Here is an 18177-nt window from a genome sequence, read left to right on the forward strand (position 1 = left end):
GCCCTCAACCCGGTGAACTTTTGCGGTCGCAGCGCTAGGGGGCGTCTCTTCGATCTTCGTGGATCAGGCCGCGGCGTCCGGTGCGGTGCCTCGGCGTGCGGCCGGACCGCCCTCGTACTGGGCGTACGTGGGCGGTTCGGCCGTGCGGCGAGGTGCCGTGCCGGGCGTCGCGGACCCACGAAGATCGGGGAGACGCCCCCTAGGTGGCGAGCTGGAGGACGAGGACGCCGACTCGGCCGATCGGCAGGGGCGTCCCCCGTCCAGGATCACGTACGCCTTCGTCGATGCCGCTCGTACGGCTTCGGCGAGGGTGGGGGCGAGGGCGGCCAAGAGGTTGACGGCCTGGGTGATGCACCGGTAGGCCGTGGTGGTCCCGAGTGACAGCGACTCCGACGAAGGCGGCATGACATGGCCTATGGCTACATCGGTTCGATGAAGACCCGGCCCGGCAAGCGCGACGACGTGGTCGCGATCCTGCTCTCCGGAGCCGACGGTCTCCGCGAGTTGGGCTGCAGAAGCTACGTGGTGGGCCTGGCCGCCGATGACCCGGACACGATCGTGGTCACGGAGGTCTGGGAGTCGAAGGACCACCACGACGCGTCCCTGCGGCTGCCCGAGGCCAAGGAAGCGATCGCTGCCGCCATGCCCATGCTCACCGGCGAGTTCACCGGTCGCGAACTGTCTGTCGTCGGCGGCCTCGGCGCCGGCAACTGATGGATCACGGTGCGAGCCGGAGGAAGACGGCCGCGTCATGGAGTGCGGCCTGATGGTTGGTGGCAGGTCCGTCGGTGCGCATGGCCATGCCGCGCCCGCGCTTGGGCCGGTGCACGCAGCGTTCACGACTGACCGCACCCGGCGTTCAGGATTCGGCGGGCTTCCCGCCGCCGGGTCGTCCAAGGCCCAGGTGCCGCACTCCTCCCACACGTGGCCGGGTCCGCGAGGACAGCGTCCGCCGCTCGCGCGGCGATCCAGTGCAGGACGCCGCCGACGAGCCGGTGCTCGTCGGCGGCGCGCAGCGCGGCTCGAAGGGGCCGCGAGAGGGCAAGGACGAAGGGGCCCTCACCACCGTCCGGATCAGCGACGGTCGCGAAGCCCATCGGGCTGGTCGGCGGAGCCGGGGCCGCCGGTCGGTGGGGGCAGAGGCCGGGCCGAACCGTCGTCCGGTTGCGAGCCGGGATCCTCGGCTACCGCCGGGCCGCCAGGGTCTTTGTTCCGGATCAGGCCGGCTCTGACCTGCAGCACCTCACGACCCCGGCAAGATCCGAAAGGCAGGCCCTAGGGGGTGTCTCTTCGATCTTCGTGGATCAGGCCGCGGCCGTCCGGTGCGGTGCCTCGGCGTGCGGCCGGACCGCCCTCGTACTGGGCGTACGTGGGCGGTTCGGCCGTGCGGCGAGGTGCCGTGCCGGACGTCGCGGACCCACGAAGATCGGGGAGACGCCCCCTAGTTCCGGTAGCGGAAGACGATGCGGCCGCGCGTCAGGTCGTAGGGCGGGAGTTCCACCAGTACCCGGTCCTCCAGCATGATCCTGATGTAGTTCTTGCGGATCTTTCCGCTGACGTGCGCGAGCACGCGGTGGCCGTTCTCCAGCTCCACGGTGAACATGGCGCTGCGCAGGCACTCGACGATCCTGCCCTCGACCTCGATGACGTTCTTGGTCTTCTTCATCGCACCAGCTCGAGGTTGCTGCTCACCGGGCGGGCGCCGAGGCCCTCGAACAGCGTCGAGGCCGCTCGGTTGGACTGGTCCACCTCGGCCGTGGCCATGGCGGACCCGGAGCGGTGCAGTCCCCCGAGCGCATGGGCCAGCAGCGCCCGCGCGATGCCGCGGCGCTGCTCTCCGGCCCGGACCGCGAGCAGCCCGATCCGCGGCCGCCGCACCGTCACCACCCGGATCAGACCGAGGTAGCGGTCCTGCGTCGCGGCCACGGCGTACTTGGACGGGTCGACGATCGTGTCGCCCTCGGGACGGGGGATGACCTCCGCGGGCATCGACTCCCACCCGACGGTCGCCTCGACCTCGTCGCGGATCGCGCGGTCCGCCGCCCTCAGCAGACGCTCGTCCGCCTCGCCGGCGGGCACGATGGTGATGCCCGGGGGCGGCAGGACCTCCCCGAGTCCTGTGACCCGCGGATCGGTGGGTACGGCGTACTCCCACTCGCGGCGCCTGACGGTGAAGCCGGCCCGCAGCCAGCAGGCGGTCAGCTCGACGTCGGCCGCGTCGACCACCGTGTACAGCGGCGACGGCAGTTCGGCCAGCATGGCCTCGGCGAGCCGGTCGAAGGCGGTGTCGCGCCAGGCGTCGATACTGACGAACAGACGTCCGTCGGGACGGTGTCCCGCGTATCCGCGGCCGACCACCAGGTCGTCGTCCAGCGCGTGCCAGTGCCTGTCCGCGACACGGGTGATCACCACCGCGTTCCCGCTCAGGCCGGATGTGGAGGGCTTCGTGTTCATAGGAGTCTCATTCCAGGAATACCTCGTTCTCAGGCACTCCTGACGACACCTGACGTCAGCCGCCGGACCGTGACGGATCGAGGGAGCACCCATGGGTGAATGTGTTCACGGGTCTCACCTCCTACGACGGCTTCACGGTCCGCCCCGACAGTAGTGGCGGATCGGTGCCTCGCTCAATCCCTTTTCCTGATGGACCGGTTCGACGCCGAGGGACGTCCAGCGGTCGAGGGCCCTCTCCGTCTCGTGGGAGAGCCCCGCGCTCCGTCTCAAGGGAGGGCCTGGCGCAGATAGACGGGCAGGGCTTCGAGGGCGGCCGGGTCCGACGTCCAGGCGTCACTGGGGAGTTGGTCCGTGGTGACGGTCACGGCGTCCCCGTTGTCGGGGCGGGCGATGGCCCGCAGGACGTCTCCCGGGCGGGGCTGCTTGGCGGCGAGGTAGCCGGCGAGCACGGCGCGCGCGATGTCGGCGCAGGCCGCGTCGGTGGTCGTACGTCCGTAGGCCTTGCAGATCCACACGCGGCTCACCGATTCGTGGAGTTGCACTTCCCAGGTGAGCTGGTACGGCTCGTCTTCGGAGGACATGCTCAGTCGTTCCGTGGAGTCGGCGTCCGCAGATGCGGAGACCGGCGGCCGGTTCAGGTTGTCCGATTCCGGTTGTCCCATTCCAGCGGTCGGTGCCCGGCGATCGGATCGCCGCGGTCAGTTCGCCGAGGTCGGTTCGCCGAGGTCCGTTCGCCGCGGTCGGATTCCGGCGGTGCGGGCGGCACGGGCGGTACGGCCCGCTCGGCGCCGGGCGGTCCGCGCCGAGTCGGTCCGCGCGGCACCCTCCGCATCCGGTCACCGTCGTGCGGGGGAAGTACGGGGTGAAGCGGTGGCCCACGGCCAGGTGTGCCGGGGGCCGCCGCACCACCCATGCCGTCAGGCTGCCGAGCGGAGGCCGACGCGCTCCACGTCACGTGAGCGCCTCCCCCGCCCCGGACATCAGGACGTCGCGGACAGACCTCTTGGGGCGCGGCGAACGCTCGGCACCGGCAGACCAGCCGAGGTGAATCATGACCGAGCCACTCCAGCCACCTGGCGAGACTCCGCCCTGCGAGGGATCGATCGCGGAGGCGCACTGCGAACGGCCGGACGGCGGCATCTGGGAGCACCCCATGATCTGGCTGTTCCTGATCGTCATCGGCACCCTGCTGATCGCCGCGTTCTTCGTCGTGCGGATGATCGACCTGTGAGATCGGCCCCGGACCGACCGGCCGGCGGCGACCTGTGAGGTCGGCCCCTGACCCTCCGGCCGGCGGCGCGCGGCGCGCGGCCGTCTCCCGGGCTTCCGGGGAACCGGCGTCGGCTGAGGTACATCTAGGGCATGCCGATGCCGCACGCGGGGTCACCTGCCGGACGTCCTGACGCGAAGCGCGGGGAGCCGGCGGCCGCCGGGGAGCGCTCGGCGGCCCTCCTCGCGACGGCGGTGTTCGTCGGCGTGCTCGTGGTGGGGTTGTTCTTCGTGGTGCTGCTGTGCGTCCTCTCCCTGTGGTGCCTCCGGCACGGGCGCGGTACGTGGAACTGGCCCGGCGCGAGCGGATGAGCGGCGGAGTCTCGTGGGCGGACGGGCGACCTCCGGAGGACGGCCCGCGGGCGCCAGGCGGTGGCTCGGCGCGCGGTCGGCCGCGCGCACCGTGGGGAGCGGTCCGTCAGCCGGGGAAACGTCCCGTGGAGCGCAGGTGCCGGCGGCGTTCGGCGTAGGCCAGGTCGTCGCGCCACAGGCGGGCCGCCGCGGCACGCATGAGAGGACGCAGGACCGGCGCCGCCCGGAGGGCGACGGTGAAGCCGGCCCGGTCGGAGGTGGCGATGACCGCTTCGGTCACGGCCGTACGCGGGCGGCCCCGTTCGTCGTCGCCCAGCGGCGTCGCGTGGGTCTCCACGACGGAACCGGCGCCCTCGCCCTCGACGATGCGCATGACGACGGTGCGCGGCCCGGGCGCGGTGAACACCGCCCGCACCGGGACGACGACCCGCCACGCCAGCTTGAAGGAGACGTCGACCGTGAATCCCCCGTCCTGCGGATCGGCGCGGCCTTCGGGGTTTCCGGGGTCTTCGGGGGCCTCGGGGTCTTCGGGGGCCTCTCGGCCCCCGGGGGAACCTACGACCGTCAGGTCGACGAACGAGTACGGGTGGAGCCAGGCCCCGTGCCACGGGTCGAGCCGGTTGGCGACGATGTCCTCGGGGTCGCAGACGCCGCTGCCCGTGTAGACCGTCGCCACGGCACGCCGGGGGTCGGGGCGCGGAGGGAGGGCCGGGCGGTCCAGCGGTGCTTCGCCCCCGATGTCGTCGAGGCGCAGCCACAGCAGGACGCCGTCGTCGTGGACGGGCAGGGGGTTCCAGCCCGCGAACGGGGTGCCGTTCAGCGCCAGGCCGTGCCAGTGGCACACGAGCGTCCCGCACCGGACCGGGCTGTCGCTCAGCGGGGCGCCGAGGTGCGGGCAGGCGCCCGGGCCCGCCACGGGGCGGCCGTCGGGGCCGCGCCAGACGACGAGCTCGCGGCCGGCCACCTCGCAGGCAAGCGGGCGGTCCTCGCGCAGAGCACGGGAGGCGCCGACGACGTACCAGTTCCCGGACGGCCGTGCCTGGGCGCGTTTCAGCTCGCGGGCGATCACCGCGGGAGCGGCGTCACGCCAGGTCGGCCGCTGCCTGTCCCACGGGACGCCTCCCCGGCGCAGCACGAGCGGCACCGCCGTACGGATGCGCGGGCGGCCGGGCTTCACGCCACCTCCTGGGGGAGGTCCCGGCTCCGCGCGCCGCGCCCTGCGGTGGTGCCGGAGGGGCCCGTGGCGCTGTCGTGCCGCCGGGCCGCTCCGCCGTGCCGCCGGTCGCCGCGGGCGCGCAGTTGCGCCACGGTCACCCGTGCCAGCCCGTCGGCGGCCACCAGCGCGCGGCGGCGGCGCGGGACCACCGCCCGCCGGTGCAGCACCGCGTACCCGTCGCGGGCGACGGCGTCGAGGATGCCGCCGTAGAGCACGAACGCGGTACGGATGCACGGCCGTGACAGCGGGTCCAGCATGGCGAGCCCCGGGGCGGCCTGCCGGTAGACGTCGCGGGTGAGCGCCTCGAACTCCTTCAGGGCGGCGGTGACGCGCGGGTCGTGGCGTTCCGTGGCCCTGCTCCAGCGCAGCAGGTCGCGGTCGACGCCGTGTGCCCCGAGAAGGTCGGCGGGCAGGTAGACGCGGCCCCGGTCGAGGTCCTCGCCCACGTCGCGCAGGAAGTTGCTCTGCTGGAAGGCGATGCCGAGGGCGGCCGCGTGGGGCGCGGCCTCCTCGCGGGGGACCACGGTGCCGAGGACGGGCAGCATCTGGAGGCCGATGACGGCGGCGGAGCCGTGCATGTAGGCGAGCAGGTCGGCGTAGGTGGGATAGTCCGTGACCAGCAGGTCGGCCCGCATCGCGGTCATGAAGTCGAGGAAGTGCCGGTGCGGGATGGCGTAGCGGTGGGCGGTGTGGGCCAGTGCCCGCACCACCGGTTCCCCGCCGGGGCCGCCGGGGCCGCCGGGTCCGCCGGGTCCGTCGGCGAGTCCGGCGGTGAGGGTGGCCTCCAGCGCACCGAGCGCGGCCGCGCGGTGGGCGGTGTCCGTGGCGGGGTCGAGGGTGTCGACGATGTCGTCCGCCCAGCGCGCGAAGCCGTACAGGGCGTGCACGGCGGGTCTGCGGTCGACGGGCAGGAGCCGGGTGGCGAGGAAGTAGGTCCTGCCGTGGCGGGCGTTGAGGGCGCGGCAGTGACGGTAGTCCCCGCGCAGTTGCGGGTCGGTGATGCCCGCCGCGTCGAGTTCGTGGTCGGTCATGCGGCGCTCTCCTCCGTGGGGGCCGGCGAGTTCTCCGCCGTGAGGGCCGGCGGGGGACGTCTGCTGACGGCGGGGCGGCGGTGGCCGCCGGTGATCCGTGCCGCGGCCAGCTTTCCGGACAGCAGCACGGTCGGCACACCGACGCCCGGGGTGGTCCCGCACCCGGCGAGTACGGCGTTCTCGGTGCCCCGCACCAGATTGCGCGGCCGGAACGGGCCGGTCTGCGTGAAGGTGTGGGAGACCGAGAAGGGGGTGCCCGCGGTGTGCCCCAGGGACCGCCAGGTGGCCGGGGTGACGAGACACTCCTGCTCGATGGCGGCCTCGATGCCGTCGAGGCCCCGTCGGTGCAACTCCCGCAGCAGCTCGGCCCGGTAACGCGGTCCGATGTCCTCCCAGGACCGGGTGTCCGGCCCCAGTTCGGTGTTGGGGCAGGGGGCGAGGATGTAGTGCAGGTGGCGGCCCGCGGGCGCGAGGGACGGATCGGTCGTGGTGGGCCGGGTGATGAGCAGCGACGGATCGCTCATCAGGCTTCCCGTGCGGGTGAGCTCGTCGAAGGTGCGGCTCCAGGCGGCCCCGAAAGAGATCGTGTGATGGGCCAGTTGGTCCCAGGTGCGGTCGGTCCCGGCGTGCAGGACGACCGCGGAGGGCGAGTGCCGGAGCCGGGCCGGGCGCCGGGGGGTGCGGCCCAGAAGCCCGTAGGCGACGGGGAGGTCCGTGGTGAGGACGACCGCGTCGCAGGCGATGCGCTCCTGGTCGGTGACGACCGCCGTGATCCGCTCGCCGGAGCGTTCCAGCCGGGTCACCCGCTGCCCGTAGCGCAGTTCGGCGCCCGCGCCGGCGGCGGTGTCGGCCATCGCCCGGGGCAGCGCGTGCATGCCGCCCCGCGGGAAGTAGACCCCGGCGACGGTGTCCATGTAGGCGATGACCGCGTACGCGGCGAGCGCGCGGGCCGGTGGCACGCCGACGTAGAGGGACTGGAAGGAGAACACGCGGCGCAGCCGTTCGTCCCGCAGGTACCGTCCGACGCGGGGGTCGAGCCTGCCGAAGCCGCCCAGGGCGGCCAGGCGTGCGAGGTCGCCGCTGAGCAGGCCCAGTGGCGAGTCGAAGTTGGCGTCGATGAAGCGGCGCATCTGCACCCGGTAGAGCCGTTCGAGCCAGGCGCGCAGCCGACGGTAGCCGAGGGCGTCGGCGGCGCCGGCGAAGCGGTGGACCTCCGCCTCCATGGCGTCCGCGTCGGTGTGCACGTCGAGGGCGCTGCCGTCGGCGAAGCGGGCCCGGTAGGCGGGGTGGAGCGGGATCAGCTCGACGTGGTCGTACAGGCGGGCGCCGACCGCCGCGAACGCCTCGTCGGCGAGGTCGGGCATGGTCAGCACGGTGGGCCCGGTGTCGACGAGATACCCCGCCATGTCGAGCCGCCCAGCACGGCCGCCGGGCAGCGCCTCGCGCTCCACGACGGTGACGCGTCGTCCGGCGCCCAGCAGGTGCAGGGTGGCGGCGAGTCCGGAGAGTCCCGCACCCACGACCACGACATGGTCGGTGCGGCCTGGAACTGTACGGGTCACGGGTGGTCCTCCGTGGGCGCGGGGGCGGCGGGGAGCCGGTGGTCCTCCGGGTGGGCGGGGGTGGCCGGTGGCCGGTGATCCTCCCGGTGGGCGGGGGTAGCCGGTGGCCGGGCCGACGCGGATCCGCCGTGGGGCGGCGCCGGTTCGCGGCAGGGTGGCTGCGGGTCCGGGGGTGCGGTGGGGGTCATGGGCGGTCCTCCGGGTGAGCCGGGGTGGCCGGGGGCCGGTGATCCTCCCGGTGGACGGGGGCGGCCGGTGGCCGGTGATCATCCCGGTGGACGGGGGCGGCCGGGGGCGGGGCCGACGCGGATCCGCCGTGGGGCGGCGCCGGTTCGCGGCGGGGTGGCTGCGGGTCCGGGGGTGCGGTACAGGTCATGGGCGGTCCTCCGGGTGAGCCGGGGCGGCCGGTGGCCGGTGGCCCTCCCGGTGCGCGGGGGTGGCCGGTGGCCGGGCCGTCACGGATCCGTCGTGGGGCGGCGCCGGTTCGCGGCGGGGTGGCTGCGGGTCCGGCGGCGGGCCGCCGGCGATGGCGACCAGCAGGTCGCGCAGGCGCGAGCCGCCCTCCGCGTCGAGCGCGGCCGTATCGAAGCGGGCGAGACCCTGGGCGGTCATCCGGCCGATCCGCTCCTCGACCAGGGCGCGGGCACCGGTGCGCGCCAGCACCTCGCGCACTTCGTCCAGCCCCTCGTCGGTCAGCGCGGCGTCACCGAGCGACCGGTCCAGGACCTCCAGGGCGGTACGGTCCCCGGACGCGTCCGCCCTGGCCCGGGCGAGCGCGACCAGGCAGGTCGGCTTGCCCTCGCGGATGTCTCCCCCCGCGTCCCTGCCGCCGGGGCGCGCGCCGGCGTAGACGTCGTCGAGGTCGTCGCGGAGCTGGAAGGCCATGCCGATGTGCCGGCCGGCCACGCACAGCGCGTCCCGCGTCCCCTCGTCCGCGCCCGCCAGCGCCGCGCCCAGCGCGAGGGGCCGCTCTACGGAGTACAGGGCGCTCTTCAGGCACGCGGAGCGCAGCGCGCGCGGCAGCGAGCGCGACGCCGTCACCTGCCCCTGGACGTCGAGGTACTGGCCGGCGACCATCTCCGCCCGCATGTCGCCCCACAGGCGGCGCACCGCGCGGGCCACGTCCGGTTCCATCTCGGTCTCGGCGACCAGGTCGTCCGCCCAGGTGAGCGCGAGGTCCGAGGCGAGGATCGCCGACGCGTCGCCGAACCGCCGGACCAGGCGCGGCCGGGCGGCGTGCGCGTACTGCGCGCTGACGTCCGCGTGCAGCGCGAGGTGTCCCCTGCGCCGCTCGGAGCGGTCCATCACGTCGTCCTGGACCAGTGCGCAGGTCTGCAGCAGTTCCAGCGCCGCGCCCATCCGCAGGGCCGCCGCGACGGGGACCGGGCGGCGGCCCGCGCAGGCACGCATCGCCCACCACAGCAGTTGCGACCGCAGGCGCCTGCCGCCGTGCCGGGTGAACCGCGCGACGCGCTGGGCGATGTCCTCGGCGAACAGGCGGTCCACCGTCCGGGCACGCTCGACCCGGTCGTCCAGCACCCGGTCCAGGACCCGGCCGACCGCCGCCCGGACGTCCGCGTCGGCGGCGCCGGTGGCGTCGGTGGCGTCGGTGGCGTCGGTGGCGTCGGTGGCGCCGGTGTCGCTGTCGGTGGCGTCGACGACGGCGCCCGCGGCCACCGCGTCGTGGTCCGGCTCGCGTGCGGCGGCGCCGGCCGCGCCGGCCGCGCCGCAGGGCGGGGGCGGGGGCGGGTCGACGGATGGGCCGTCCGGGGTCACCCGGAGGGGGGATTGTGCGAGGGCGGTCAGCGGGGGAACGGACGGCGCTCCGGCCGCGTGATGGTCTGTGGCCTGTGGGGGGCGCATGGCACCGCCTCTCGTCGTGAACGCGGATCGTGCCGTCGACGGGCCTTCGGTCCCGGGGGCGCGCGCGGATGCGTGCACCGGGCCGGAGACCGAGGGGACGACATTGCATGACATCCCCGTCACACCCGTCGCCTGCCGCGATGACCGCCCCGGTCATCCGAGTGGCCCGCGTCCGAACGGGGCGCGCCCGTGCACGAGGCACCCATCGGCCCGCGCACCCGCATTCGCGCTGGGCGCGACTCGGAACACCGGCCCGGATCCGCGCTGGGCGCGGGTGGGAACGCCGGCCTGGATCCGCGCTGGGGCGCGGCCGGGAACACCGGCAAGGCCGCCCGGGAACACGGGCGGAAACACCGGCAAGCGGCCGCCCGAAAGCACGGCTGGCAGCACCGGCAAGCATCCCGGCCAGGAACACGGGCAACAACACCTGCAAGCATCCGGCCAAGGGCGCCACTGCGGACACCGGCGGACACCGGGCCGGGCCGGAAGCGCGGGTGGAAGCACGAGCGGGCATCCGATCGGCGGCACCGGTGCGAACACCACACACAGCGTGGACGCGGACGTGAGAGGGAGGACCCCGGCGTGCGGGAGACCGAGGTGGTGATCGTCGGCGCGGGGGCGGCCGGGCTGTCCCTGGCCCACCGGCTGGCGCGGCCCGCCGCGCGCGGCCGCGGCCCCTCGGTGGTGCTCGTGGACGCCCCGCCCGGCCCGCTGCGGCCGCCGGACCGGACGTGGTGCTTCTGGGAGAACGGGCCGGGCCGGTTCGACGCCGCCGTGACGGCCGGCTGGCACTCGCTGCGCGTACGGCCCCGGACCGGGCCGCCCGCGACCGGCGACATCTCCCCCCTGCGCTACAAGATGATCCGCTCCTCCCGCTTCGAGGCCCTCGTCGCCCGGGACCTGGCGGACAGCCCGCGGGTACGGCGGCTGGAGGCCCGCGTCGACACGGTCGAGGACGTGCGCGGCGGCGCCCGGGTCTTCTACCGGGCGGCCGACGGCACCCCGGGGGTCCTCGACGCCCGCTGGGTGTTCGACTCACGGCCGCCGGGCAGCCTGCCCGCGGCCCGCACCACGCTGCTCCAGCACTTCCACGGCTGGTTCGTCCGTACCGCCCGGCCCGTCTTCGACCGCGGGACCGCCGAGCTGATGGACTTCCGCGTCCCGCAGCCCGCGCACGGGGTGTCCTTCGGCTACGTCCTGCCCACCGCCCGCGACGAGGCGCTGGTGGAGTACACGGAGTTCTCCCCGCGGGTCCTGACGGCGGACGGCTACGCCGCCGCGCTGCGGCACTACACCGAGGACGTGCTCCGGCTCGGCGACACCGAGGTGACGGCCACCGAGACCGGGGTCATCCCCATGACGGACGGCCGCATGCCGCGGCAGGTCGGGGAGTCCGTCTTCCGGATCGGTGCCGCCGGCGGCGCCACCCGCCCCTCGACCGGGTACACCTTCGCCGGCATCCAGCGCCAGACACGGTCCGTGGCCGCCGCCCTGCGTCAGGGGCGGCGGCCCGTCCCGCCCTGCCCGCACTCCGCCCGGTCACGGGCGATGGACGCCGTACTGCTGCGCGCCCTGGCCACCGGCCGCGTCGACGGCCCGGCGCTCTTCTCCCGCCTGTTCCACCGCCTGCCGGCGGAACGCGTCCTGCGCTTCCTCGACGGCCGGACCTCCCTCCTGGAGGACCTGTCCGTGGGGCTGCGCACACCGATCGCGCCCATGCTCAGATCGGCGATCGAGCTGCCCGGCCTGTCCCCCGCGCCCTTCGACCCCTGACCTCTGACCCCGCACCCGCACCCACACCCACACCCACCAGGCACTCGCACTCGCCCCTGCCCGGCCCTCGTCCCCGTCACCCTCGGCCCGCACTCGCCGACCGTCAGCCTTGGTCCTCACTCCCGCACCCCCACCCTCGGCCCGCACTCCCCCACCCCACCCTCGGCCCGCACTCCCCCACCCCACCCTCGGCCCGGACTCCCCCTCCGTCCCCCACCCCGTTCCGGAGAGCGCATGAACAACCTGCTGTGCGACGAGAACCTCACCGCCGCGTTCGACCACGCCGCACGGGGCTACGACGCGCTCGTGGCCGCCAACCCCGGCTATCACGCGCATCTGCGCCGCTCCGCGCGCCGGCTCGGTCTGCCCCGGGGCGGGGAGGGGCTGCGTGTCCTCGACCTCGGCTGCGGCACCGGTGCCTCGACCGCCGCGCTGCGCGCCACGCTGCCGGGCGCGTCCGTCACCGCCGTCGACGCCTCCGCCGGGATGCTCCGGCGCGCGGCGGCCAAACCGTGGCCGCCCGGCGTGACCTTCGTGCACGCCACGGCCGAGGGTCTGCGCGAGGCCGGGATCCAGGGGCCCTTCGACGCGGTGTTCGCCGCCTACCTCTTCCGCAACCTCGCCGATCCGGACCTCGTCCTGCGGGAGGTCCGCGCCCTGCTCGCCCCGCACGGCCGCCTAGCCGTCCACGAGTACACCCTCAGCGGCCGCCGTGCCGACCGCGCGGTGTGGAACCTGGTCTGCCGGGGCATCGTCGAGCCCGCCGGCGCCGTCCTCGGGGACCGCGGGCTCTACCGCCATCTCCGGCACAGCGTCCTGGACTTCGACACCGCGGACGAGTTCGCGGCACGCCTGCGGGCCGCCGGGTTCGGGCAGGTGAGAGCCCTGCCTCTGCCCGGCTGGCAGACCGGCATCACCCATACCTTCGTCGCCCGCCGCGACGCCGTACCGGCGGGGGCGAGGCCGTGACCGGGGTCCGTCGCGGGCGGGCGGTGCCCGGGCGGGACCGCCGGGCCCGGATGCTGCCCGCGCCCCCGGGCGCGCCCCGGGTCCGGGGCCCGCGCCCCAGCACCGCGGTCGTCGGAGGAGGCATCGCCGGCCTGGCGGCGGCCACCGCGCTGGCCGAACGGGGCGTGGCCGTCACGCTCTACGAACGCGAGCCCTACCTCGGCGGCCGTGTCGGCGGCTGGCCCGTCACCCTGGGCGACGGCTCCACCGCGACCATGAGCCGGGGCTTCCACGCCTTCTTCCGCCAGTACTACAACCTGCGGGCCCTGCTGCGGCGGACCGACCCCGGCCTGGAACGGCTCACCGCGCTGCCCGACTATCCCCTGCGGCACCGCAGCGGTCTGCGCGACAGCTTCCGCCATGTGCCGCGCACCCCGCCGTGGAGCGCCCTCGGCTTCGTCGCCCTCAGTCCGACGTTCGGCCTGAGGGACCTCGGCGGCATGAACCCGCGCGCGGCCCTGCCGCTGCTCGACGTCCGTGTCCCGGAGGTGTACGAGCTGCTGGACGGCACCAGCGCCCACGACTTCCTGGACGCCGTGCGCTTCCCGGCGAAGGCCCGCCATCTGGCGTTCGAGGTGTTCTCCCGCAGCTTCTTCGCCGATCCGGGTGAGCTGTCGGCGGCCGAGATGGTGCTCATGTTCCACATCTACTTCCTCGGTTCCGCCGAGGGCCTGCTGTTCGACGTGCCCAACGCCCCGTTTCCCGAGGCCCTTTGGGACCCGCTGGCCGGACACCTGCGGCGGCACGGCGCCGACCTGCGGACCGGCACCGCCGTCGAGAACGTCACCCCCGCCGCGCAGGGCGGGTACGTCGTCACCGCCGGCGGCGCGGAACACCCCTACGACACGGTCGTACTGGCTCTCGACACGGCCGGGCTGCGCTCGGTCGTCGCCAACTCCCCATGTCTGGGCGACGCTTCGTGGCGCGAGCGCGTCGGGCGGCTGCGTGGCGCGCCGCCGTTCCTGGTCAGCAGGCTGTGGCTGGACCGGCCCGTGGCCCGGCACCGGCCCGGTTTTCTCGGCACCAGCGGGTACGGCGGGCTCGACAACATCAGTGTCCTGGAACGCTGGGAGGACGAAGCGGCCCGGTGGGCGGCACGCACGGGCGGATCCGTGGTGGAACTGCACGCGTACGCGGTGGGCGCTGGCAGTGATCCGGAGGTCGAACAGAAGCGTCTGATCGAGGAGTTGCACCAGGTCTGTCCGGAGACGCGGGAGGCGCGGATCGTCGACGTGCGTCACGAGTGGCGCCAGGACTGCCCGTTGTTCCCGGTGGGCGCCCATGCCGACCGGCCCACCGTCCGTACCCCCGAGCCCGGACTGGTCCTCGCCGGTGACCTCGTCCGCACCGGCCTGCCGGTGGCCCTGATGGAACGCGCCGCGACGAGCGGCTTCCTGGCCGCCAACGCCCTCCTGGAGCGGTGGGGGGTACGGGGCGAGACCCTGTGGACGGTCCCCCACCGGGGCAGGAACGCGCCGCTGCGCGCACTGTCGCGCCGGGGAGCCGGCTGAGGAGGGCCGACGGCATCACCGGACGGGGTGCGCGACACTCGGCGGACGAGGTGCGCGACACTCGGCGGACGGGGTGCGCCGGTCCTCGCCGGACGAGGGGACCGGGCCCACGGATGCGCCCCCGCCCTGCCCTCCCCGGCGCGCTACACCGCCCACACCCCGTCCCGCATGAGATACCGGCCCGGCAGTTCGCGCGCCTCGCACCAGGCCTGCACCATGCGCGGTCGCACCCGGTAGAAGTCGTAGGGCGCACGGGAGGTGCGGGGATCCCAGCCCGTCTTCCCGAGGAACGCCTCTGCGGCCGCCTCCGGTACGTCCCGCGCGGTGAACGTCTCCACGTCTCCGTCGATGAGGACGACGTCACGGGTGTCCCCGAACGCCAGCCGGACCTTGGCACCCTCCCGCATGTTGCGGCCGGTGGGGTTGCCGGGCCGCGTGGACAGCCACAGGTCCTCCCCGTACCGGACGAACCACAGCGGAACCAGACACGGCACCCCCTCGGCGTCCGAGGTGGCCACCCAGATGTCGATCTCCCTTTCCAGCCGGGCCAGTACGTCCTGCTTGCGCGCCTCCATTGCACGAGGCGAGTCGGTGATCTCCATGTGCCGCACGCTAGCGGGCGGCCGCGTCCCGCACCTCGGTCCGGGAACCGAGCTGCGGCTCGGACCACGGACCTAGGCGGTTTCCCAACCGCCCCGCGTGTCCGGCCGTACGACCTGCTCGAACCACTCCGGGTGGTCCCGCGCGCCGGCCCCGTTCGCCGGCGCGCGGGCGTCGCGTCCGGGGGACGCGTCCCCCGGGTCCGGGGCTCTGCCGCGTCAGCCCTGCTCGTTCAGCAGGAGGATCTTGCCGATGTGGCCGCCGGCCTCCATGAGGCGGTGCGCCTCGGCGGCCCGGGACATGGGCAGGCTCCGGTCGACGACGAGCCCCACGGATCCGTTCTCGATCATGGGCCAGACCTCGCTCCGCACCTGGGCGACGATCGCGGCCTTCTGCTCCTTCGACCTCGTCCGCAGGGTGGTGCCGTGCACGGACGCGCGCTTGAAGATCAGTTCCGCGAGGTCGAGGCGGCCCTCCAGGCCGTTCTGGAGGCCGATGACGACCAGTCGGCCGTCGGGGGCCAGGGACCGGACGTTGCGTACGAGGTAGTCGCCGCCGATGACATCGAGGATCACGTCGTACGGTCCGTGCTCGGCGAAGTCCTGGGTGCGGTAGTCGATCGCCACGTCGGCGCCCAGTTCCCGTGCGCGGGCCGCCTTCTCGGGGCCGCCGACCGTGGTGACGACCCGCGCTCCCAGCGCCTTGGCGATCTGGACGGCCATGGTGCCGACACCGCCGGCTCCGCCGTGCACGAGGAGGGTCTCGCCCTTCTTCAGCCCGGCGGTCATCACGATGTTGGACCACACCGTCGCGACCGCTTCGGGCAGGCCCGCCGCCTCGGCCAGGCCGACGCCTCGGGGCACGGGGAGCAGCTGGCCCTCCGGTACGGCGACCTTCTGCGCGTAGCCGCCGCCGGTCAGCAGCGCGCAGACCTCGTCGCCCACCCGCCAGCCGGTCACTCCCTCGCCGACGGCAGCGATACGGCCCGACACCTCGAGTCCCGGGTAGGGGGAGGTGCCCGGCGGAAGGGGGTAGAGACCCATGCGCTGCATGACGTCGGCCCGGTTGAGGGCGGCGGCCACCACGTCGACGACCACTTCGCCGGCGCCGGGCGACGGGTCCTCGACGTCGATCCACTCCAGGACCTCGGGGCCGCCGGGTTCCTTGATCGACACTGCCTTCATGGTGCTCCGTTCAGGGGCTGAGCCGCAGGCTTCCGCAGAGTCTTCGGCGCGTCACTCGGCGCGTCGTCGAAGGCTGGAAGGGGCTCGGCGGCGGAAGTCGTCCGCACGCGGCCCGGAAGCCTGATGTTTACGGAGCACACATTAGGTCAGAGGTGTGTGCGGTGTCAACATGAGCCCGATCGCGGGCACCCGCCGGGCCGGCCCGCGACAGACGCCCCGGCCGGTGCCGCCTCGGAGACGGCACCGGCCGGGGCGGCGGACTCCGCTACGCCCGCCCCGCCTCGGACGCCGCCGCCGTGGCCGTGAACAGCGCCCGCACGGCGGACTCGACCTGGGCGGCCACCACTTCGGGGGTCGAGGAGTCGAGCTTGCCGTCGAGGTGCAGGAACGCCAGGCCGTGGACGAGAGCCCACACCGTGGTCGAGAGCACCTCGGGGTCGGAGCCGGGAAAGGCTCCGCGCACGATCTCGCGGACGTACTCCCTGATCGCGGCGGTCGCCGCGACGCGCTCCTCGCTGGTCGGATCGCACGGCTCCGCGAACATCACCCGGAACATCGCCGGACGGTCGAGCGCGAAGCGCACGTAGGCGACCGCGACCGCGGAGAGCTCGGCCGGAGTCCGCGGCGCGGGGTGTGCGGCGGCCAGATGCCCGGCGAGTTCGCGGTACCCCTCGGCGGCGACCGCGGAGACCAGCGCGTCGCGGTCCGCGTAGTGGCGGTAGGGGGCCGTCGCCGAGACTCCGGCACGCCGCGCCACCGCCCGCAGCGACAGCCCGGCGCTGCCGTCCTCCTCCAGCAGTTCCCGCGCGGCCCGCAGGCAGGCCGCACGCAGATCGCCGTGATGGTACGAGCTGCTCGCTTGCGGCATAGGTCACACTCCCTCATGTTTACGACGCTCACATCACTGCTCTAATGTGAACGCTGCACACATCTTAAGCGATCGAGATCGAGAGGGGAACTCGGATGACCAGCGAGCTGTTCTCGCCCTTGTCCCTGCGCTCCGGGCACGTCCTGAACAACCGGATCGCGAAAGCGGCCATGGAGGAGAACATGGCCGGCGACGGCCAGTTGCCCGGCGAGGAGCTGTTCGGGCTGTACCGCCGCTGGGCGGAAGGCGGCGCCGGACTGCTCATCACCGGGAACGTCATGGTCCACGCCGAGGCACTGACCGGCCCCGCCGGTGTCGTGCTCGACGAGGCCGCGCCGCTGGAGCCGTTCGCCGAGTGGGCCAGGGCGGGCAGGTCCGGAGGCGGGGCGATCTGGATGCAGATCAACCACCCCGGCCGCCAGATCGGCTCCGACATGCCCGGCGTCGTATGGGGCCCCTCCGCTGTCGCCGTCGACCTGGGCCGGCACAGCGGCCGCTTCGGCAAGCCCGTCGCCATGACCGCCGAGCAGATCCGGGCCACCGTGGACCGGTACGCGGTCACCGCCCGGCGTGCCGAGCAGGCGGGATTCGACGGCGTCGAGATCCACGCCGCGCACGGCTATCTGCTGTCGCAGTTCCTGTCCCCCCTGGTCAACAAGCGCACCGACCGGTGGGGCGGATCCCTGGAGAACCGGGCCCGGATGCTGCTGGACATCGTCCGCGCCGTACGGGCCGCGGTCTCCCCGTCCTTCGCGGTGGCGGTGAAGCTCAACTCCGCCGACTTCCAGCGCGGCGGCTTCGACGCCGACGACGCCCGCCAGGTGATCGCCATGCTCGAACCGCTCGGCGTCGACATGGTCGAGCTGTCCGGCGGCAGCTACGAGAGCCCGGCGATGTCCGGCCGCCCCGCCGACGCCCGCACCCAGGCCCGCGAGGCCTACTTCCTCGACCTGGCGAAGGACCTGGTGACGACCAGTCCGCTGCCGCTGATGCTCACCGGCGGCATCACCCGCCGCGACACCGCCGACGCGGTCCTCGGCAGCGGCGTGGCGGTCGTCGGCATGGGCACCGCCCTCGCCGTCACCCCCGACCTGCCCGCCCGCTGGCGCCGCGGCCACGAGGCCGACGACCGGATGCGGCCGGTCACCTGGTCCGACAAGTCCCTCGCGTCGGCGGCCGGCATGGCGCAGGTCCGCCACCAGATGCGGCGCATCGCCCGGGGCAGCCGCCCCACGCCCCGCACCCACCCGGCGATCGCCCTCCTCGCCGAACAGCGCAAGCAGCGCAAGGCCCTGCGGCGGTACCGCACCTGGCTGGACACGACCAGGCGCGCCGCGTAGGGGCGGCGCCTCCACGCCCAGAGGGGCCCCAGGTGCTCGTCGCTCACCGCGACCACCTGGGGCCCCTCCGGCGCGTCGCCGCACTGCTCGCCGCGAGAAGGGGCACGTCATCGACCTGGTCGACGACGGCCCGCACCGGCCCCGCGCATGCCGGACGGCGCGGTTCCGTCGGAACCGCGCCGTCCG

Annotated in this window: 17 protein-coding genes and 1 pseudogene; 7 read left to right on the forward strand and 11 right to left on the reverse strand. The window is 74.4% G+C overall.

Annotation, left to right across the window (positions count from 1 at the left end; genetic code table 11):
• Positions 1-229 precede the first annotated feature (229 nt).
• Positions 230-378, reverse strand: a pseudogene (locus ACIPRD_RS13955) (IS5/IS1182 family transposase); the annotation flags it as partial.
• 30 nt (positions 379-408) lie between these two features.
• Here ACIPRD_RS13955 and ACIPRD_RS13960 point away from each other — a divergent pair.
• The gene (locus ACIPRD_RS13960; RefSeq protein ID WP_401562899.1) at positions 409-714 is read left to right on the forward strand and encodes a putative quinol monooxygenase; all 306 of its coding nucleotides are present in this window, start codon (positions 409-411) and stop codon (positions 712-714) included.
• Between the two features lie 727 nt (positions 715-1441).
• On the opposite strand, the gene infA is transcribed toward ACIPRD_RS13960, so the two are convergent.
• From infA to ACIPRD_RS13975, 3 genes are all read right to left on the reverse strand, one after another.
• A complete protein-coding gene (gene infA / locus ACIPRD_RS13965) occupies positions 1442-1666 on the reverse strand; it encodes a translation initiation factor IF-1 (RefSeq protein WP_356403724.1) in 225 nt (74 codons plus the stop codon).
• Entirely contained in the window at positions 1663-2454 is a 792-nt protein-coding gene (locus tag ACIPRD_RS13970; RefSeq protein ID WP_356403723.1) for a GNAT family N-acetyltransferase, read from the reverse strand. The genes infA and ACIPRD_RS13970 overlap by 4 nt, the downstream gene beginning before the upstream one ends.
• A gap of 266 nt (positions 2455-2720) precedes the next feature.
• Complete coding sequence (locus ACIPRD_RS13975; protein WP_356403721.1) at positions 2721-3035, reverse strand: hypothetical protein; 315 nt, start codon at positions 3033-3035, stop codon at positions 2721-2723.
• 470 nt (positions 3036-3505) lie between these two features.
• On the opposite strand from ACIPRD_RS13975, the gene ACIPRD_RS13980 reads away from it, so the two are divergent.
• Positions 3506-3685, forward strand: a complete 180-nt coding sequence (locus ACIPRD_RS13980) for a DUF6480 family protein (RefSeq protein WP_356403718.1) — start codon at positions 3506-3508, stop codon at positions 3683-3685.
• A gap of 131 nt (positions 3686-3816) precedes the next feature.
• The gene (locus ACIPRD_RS13985; RefSeq protein WP_356403715.1) at positions 3817-4035 is read left to right on the forward strand and encodes a hypothetical protein; all 219 of its coding nucleotides are present in this window, start codon (positions 3817-3819) and stop codon (positions 4033-4035) included.
• Between the two features lie 106 nt (positions 4036-4141).
• Here the strand turns inward: ACIPRD_RS13985 and ACIPRD_RS13990 are convergent, their stop codons facing one another.
• From ACIPRD_RS13990 to ACIPRD_RS14005, 4 genes are all read right to left on the reverse strand, one after another.
• Positions 4142-5212 (reverse strand): DUF5914 domain-containing protein, encoded by a 1071-nt coding sequence (locus ACIPRD_RS13990; RefSeq protein ID WP_401562902.1) that lies wholly within the window; start codon positions 5210-5212, stop codon positions 4142-4144.
• Positions 5209-6282, reverse strand: a complete 1074-nt coding sequence (locus ACIPRD_RS13995) for a phytoene/squalene synthase family protein (protein ID WP_401562904.1) — start codon at positions 6280-6282, stop codon at positions 5209-5211. Before ACIPRD_RS13995 ends, ACIPRD_RS13990 begins: the two co-directional genes overlap by 4 nt.
• Positions 6279-7844 carry a phytoene desaturase gene (locus ACIPRD_RS14000; RefSeq protein ID WP_401562906.1) on the reverse strand — a complete coding sequence of 522 codons (1566 nt, stop codon included), beginning with the start codon at positions 7842-7844 and terminating at the stop codon, positions 6279-6281. The genes ACIPRD_RS13995 and ACIPRD_RS14000 overlap by 4 nt, the downstream gene beginning before the upstream one ends.
• A gap of 372 nt (positions 7845-8216) precedes the next feature.
• Positions 8217-9620 carry a polyprenyl synthetase family protein gene (locus ACIPRD_RS14005; protein ID WP_401562908.1) on the reverse strand — a complete coding sequence of 468 codons (1404 nt, stop codon included), beginning with the start codon at positions 9618-9620 and terminating at the stop codon, positions 8217-8219.
• 669 nt (positions 9621-10289) lie between these two features.
• On the opposite strand from ACIPRD_RS14005, the gene ACIPRD_RS14010 reads away from it, so the two are divergent.
• The 3 genes from ACIPRD_RS14010 to ACIPRD_RS14020 all read left to right on the forward strand — a co-directional run bounded on the left by ACIPRD_RS14010 (position 10290) and on the right by ACIPRD_RS14020 (position 13999).
• Complete coding sequence (locus ACIPRD_RS14010; protein WP_356403700.1) at positions 10290-11480, forward strand: lycopene cyclase family protein; 1191 nt, start codon at positions 10290-10292, stop codon at positions 11478-11480.
• Between the two features lie 234 nt (positions 11481-11714).
• Positions 11715-12449: a class I SAM-dependent methyltransferase gene (locus ACIPRD_RS14015; protein ID WP_401562910.1), complete on the forward strand. Its 735-nt coding sequence runs from the start codon at positions 11715-11717 to the stop codon at positions 12447-12449.
• 50 nt (positions 12450-12499) lie between these two features.
• On the forward strand, positions 12500-13999 hold the full coding sequence (locus ACIPRD_RS14020; protein WP_401563188.1) for an FAD-dependent oxidoreductase: 1500 nt from the start codon (positions 12500-12502) through the stop codon (positions 13997-13999).
• A gap of 143 nt (positions 14000-14142) precedes the next feature.
• Here ACIPRD_RS14020 and ACIPRD_RS14025 read toward each other — a convergent pair whose 3' ends face one another.
• The 3 genes from ACIPRD_RS14025 to ACIPRD_RS14035 form a co-directional block, all read right to left on the reverse strand.
• Positions 14143-14601: a pyridoxamine 5'-phosphate oxidase family protein gene (locus ACIPRD_RS14025; RefSeq protein ID WP_401562912.1), complete on the reverse strand. Its 459-nt coding sequence runs from the start codon at positions 14599-14601 to the stop codon at positions 14143-14145.
• Between the two features lie 216 nt (positions 14602-14817).
• Entirely contained in the window at positions 14818-15783 is a 966-nt protein-coding gene (locus ACIPRD_RS14030; protein WP_401562914.1) for an NAD(P)H-quinone oxidoreductase, read from the reverse strand.
• Positions 15784-16048: 265 nt separating this feature from the next.
• Positions 16049-16651 carry a TetR/AcrR family transcriptional regulator gene (locus ACIPRD_RS14035; protein WP_356403689.1) on the reverse strand — a complete coding sequence of 201 codons (603 nt, stop codon included), beginning with the start codon at positions 16649-16651 and terminating at the stop codon, positions 16049-16051.
• A 95-nt stretch (positions 16652-16746) separates the two neighbouring features.
• On the opposite strand from ACIPRD_RS14035, the gene ACIPRD_RS14040 reads away from it, so the two are divergent.
• The gene (locus ACIPRD_RS14040) at positions 16747-17991 is read left to right on the forward strand and encodes an NADH:flavin oxidoreductase/NADH oxidase family protein (RefSeq protein WP_356403686.1); all 1245 of its coding nucleotides are present in this window, start codon (positions 16747-16749) and stop codon (positions 17989-17991) included.
• The last annotated feature ends 186 nt before the right edge of the window (positions 17992-18177 follow it).

The sequence above is a fragment of the Streptomyces sp. NPDC090108 genome (assembly GCF_044747185.1).
Classification (GTDB): Bacteria; Actinomycetota; Actinomycetes; order Streptomycetales; family Streptomycetaceae; genus Streptomyces.

Bases quoted from the DNA above. Each gene is read 5' to 3' on its own strand.
- ACIPRD_RS13960 (WP_401562899.1), top strand. From the start codon at position 409: ATGGCCTATGGCTACATCGGTTCGATGAAGACCCGGCCCGGCAAGCGC.
- infA (WP_356403724.1), bottom strand. From the start codon at position 1,666: ATGAAGAAGACCAAGAACGTCATCGAGGTCGAGGGCAGGATCGTCGAG.
- ACIPRD_RS13970 (WP_356403723.1), bottom strand. From the start codon at position 2,454: ATGAACACGAAGCCCTCCACATCCGGCCTGAGCGGGAACGCGGTGGTG.
- ACIPRD_RS13975 (WP_356403721.1), bottom strand. From the start codon at position 3,035: ATGTCCTCCGAAGACGAGCCGTACCAGCTCACCTGGGAAGTGCAACTC.
- ACIPRD_RS13980 (WP_356403718.1), top strand. From the start codon at position 3,506: ATGACCGAGCCACTCCAGCCACCTGGCGAGACTCCGCCCTGCGAGGGA.
- ACIPRD_RS13985 (WP_356403715.1), top strand. From the start codon at position 3,817: ATGCCGATGCCGCACGCGGGGTCACCTGCCGGACGTCCTGACGCGAAG.
- ACIPRD_RS13995 (WP_401562904.1), bottom strand. From the start codon at position 6,282: ATGACCGACCACGAACTCGACGCGGCGGGCATCACCGACCCGCAACTG.
- ACIPRD_RS14015 (WP_401562910.1), top strand. From the start codon at position 11,715: ATGAACAACCTGCTGTGCGACGAGAACCTCACCGCCGCGTTCGACCAC.
- ACIPRD_RS14020 (WP_401563188.1), top strand. From the start codon at position 12,500: ATGCTGCCCGCGCCCCCGGGCGCGCCCCGGGTCCGGGGCCCGCGCCCC.
- ACIPRD_RS14025 (WP_401562912.1), bottom strand. From the start codon at position 14,601: ATGGAGATCACCGACTCGCCTCGTGCAATGGAGGCGCGCAAGCAGGAC.
- ACIPRD_RS14030 (WP_401562914.1), bottom strand. From the start codon at position 15,783: ATGAAGGCAGTGTCGATCAAGGAACCCGGCGGCCCCGAGGTCCTGGAG.
- ACIPRD_RS14035 (WP_356403689.1), bottom strand. From the start codon at position 16,651: ATGCCGCAAGCGAGCAGCTCGTACCATCACGGCGATCTGCGTGCGGCC.
- ACIPRD_RS14040 (WP_356403686.1), top strand. From the start codon at position 16,747: ATGACCAGCGAGCTGTTCTCGCCCTTGTCCCTGCGCTCCGGGCACGTC.